The sequence below is a fragment of the Rhodovulum sp. genome, assembly GCF_011048875.1.
Classification (GTDB): Bacteria; Pseudomonadota; Alphaproteobacteria; order Rhodobacterales; family Rhodobacteraceae; genus Rhodovulum; species Rhodovulum tesquicola.
The window spans coordinates 1-1872 of record NZ_DSDD01000365.1; the positions used below are offsets into that span (position 1 = coordinate 1).

The window sequence follows — 1872 nt, forward strand, 5'->3', positions numbered from 1 at the left end:
CGCCATCGAGACCGGCACCCGGCAGAACAGCGTCATGCCGTCACGCTCGAACAGCGGGTGATCGGCCACCTCGATGAAGATGTACAGATCCCCCGGCGGCCCGCCGCGCAATCCCGCCTCGCCCTCTCCGGCCAGCCGGATCCGCGTGCCGGTCTCGACGCCGGCCGGGATGTTGACCGACAGCGCGCGCTCGCGTTCCACCCGGCCCGCCCCGCCGCAGGACTTGCAGGGGTTCTTGATGATCCGGCCCATTCCGCCGCAGGTCGGGCAGGTGCGTTCGACGGTAAAGAACCCCTGCTGGGCGCGCACCTTGCCCATGCCCGAACAGGTCGGGCAGGTCGCGGGCTCGGCGCCGCCCACGGCGCCCGTGCCGCTGCAGGCGTCGCAGGTGACCGAGCTGGGCACGTTGATCGTCTTCTGCAATCCGCGAAAGGCGTCCTCCAGCGTGATCCGCAGGTTGTAGCGCAGGTCCGAACCGCGCGTGGCGCGCTGCCGCCCGCCGCCGCCCATGAAATCGCCGAAAAGGTCGTCGAACACGTTCGAGAAGGCCGAGGCGAAATCGCCCCCGCCGAATCCCGGGCCCCCGCGCGGCCCGCCCATGCCCCCCTCGAAGGCGGCATGGCCGAAGCGGTCATAGGCGGCCTTCTTGTCGGGATCCTTCAGTGTCTCGTAGGCCTCGTTGACTTCCTTGAACTGGGCCTCGGCCTTGGGATTGTCCGCGTTGCGGTCGGGATGCAGTTCCTTGGCCTTCGTGCGGTAGGCCTTCTTGATCTCGTCGGCCGAGGCGCCGCGGGCGATGCCCAGGACCTCGTAGAAATCGCGCTTTGCCATCGGCTATTCCCCTGTCCGGAATGCACGGGGCCGGCCCGGTTTCCCGGACCGGCCGGCTGGGTCCCGGTCGTTTCCTACGAGCGCTTCCTGTCGTCGTCGAGATCCTCGAACTCGGCATCGACGATCCCTTCGTCCGGACCCTCGTCCGCGCCGCGGGGCGCATCGTCGGTCTCCTGCTGCTGGGCCTTGTAGATCGCCTCGCCCAGCCGGATCGCCGCCTCGGACACGTTCTGGATACCGCCCCGGATCTTGCCGGCATCGTCGGTTTCCAGCGTGTCGCGCAGCGCCGCGATGGCCAGTTCGATCGCCTCGACGGTCGAGGGATCGACCTTGTCGCCATGCTCCTCGATCGACTTCTCGGTCGAGTGGATCAGGCTTTCGGCCTGGTTGCGGGTCTCGACCAGTTCGCGCCGCGCCTTGTCGGCCTCGGCATTGGATTCGGCATCGCGCACCATCTGCTCGATCTCGTCATCGGACAGACCGCCCGAGGCCTGGATCGTGATCTTCTGCTCCTTGCCGGTGCCCTTGTCCTTGGCGCTGACCGACACGATGCCGTTGGCGTCGATGTCGAAGGTCACCTCGATCTGCGGCATGCCGCGCGGTGCGGGCGGGATGTCTTCCAGGTTGAACTGGCCCAGCATCTTGTTGTCGGCCGCCATCTCGCGCTCGCCCTGGAACACCCGGATCGTCACGGCGTTCTGGTTGTCCTCGGCGGTCGAGAAGATCTGCGATTTCTTGGTCGGAATGGTCGTGTTGCGGTCGATCAGCCGGGTGAACACGCCGCCCAGCGTCTCGATCCCCAGCGACAGCGGCGTGACGTCCAGCAGCACCACGTCCTTGACATCGCCCTGCAGCACACCCGCCTGGATCGCGGCGCCCATCGCCACCACCTCGTCGGGGTTCACGCCCTTGTGCGGTTCCTTGCCGAAGAACTTGGTGACTTCCTCGATCACCCGCGGCATCCGCGTCATGCCGCCGACCAGCACCACCTCGTCGATATCCGAGGTCGACAGGCCCGCATCCTTCAGCGCCGCCTGGCAG

The 1872-nt window shown here is 67.5% G+C and carries 2 protein-coding genes; both read right to left on the bottom strand.

The window, feature by feature from the left end:
* A partial coding sequence (locus ENN83_RS12750) for a molecular chaperone DnaJ (protein WP_287187546.1) occupies nucleotides 1–831 on the bottom strand: 831 nt, incomplete at its 3' end.
* A gap of 74 nt (nucleotides 832–905) precedes the next feature.
* Nucleotides 906–1872, bottom strand: a 967-nt coding sequence (locus ENN83_RS12755; RefSeq protein ID WP_287187548.1) for an Hsp70 family protein, incomplete at its 5' end; no start/stop codon positions are given.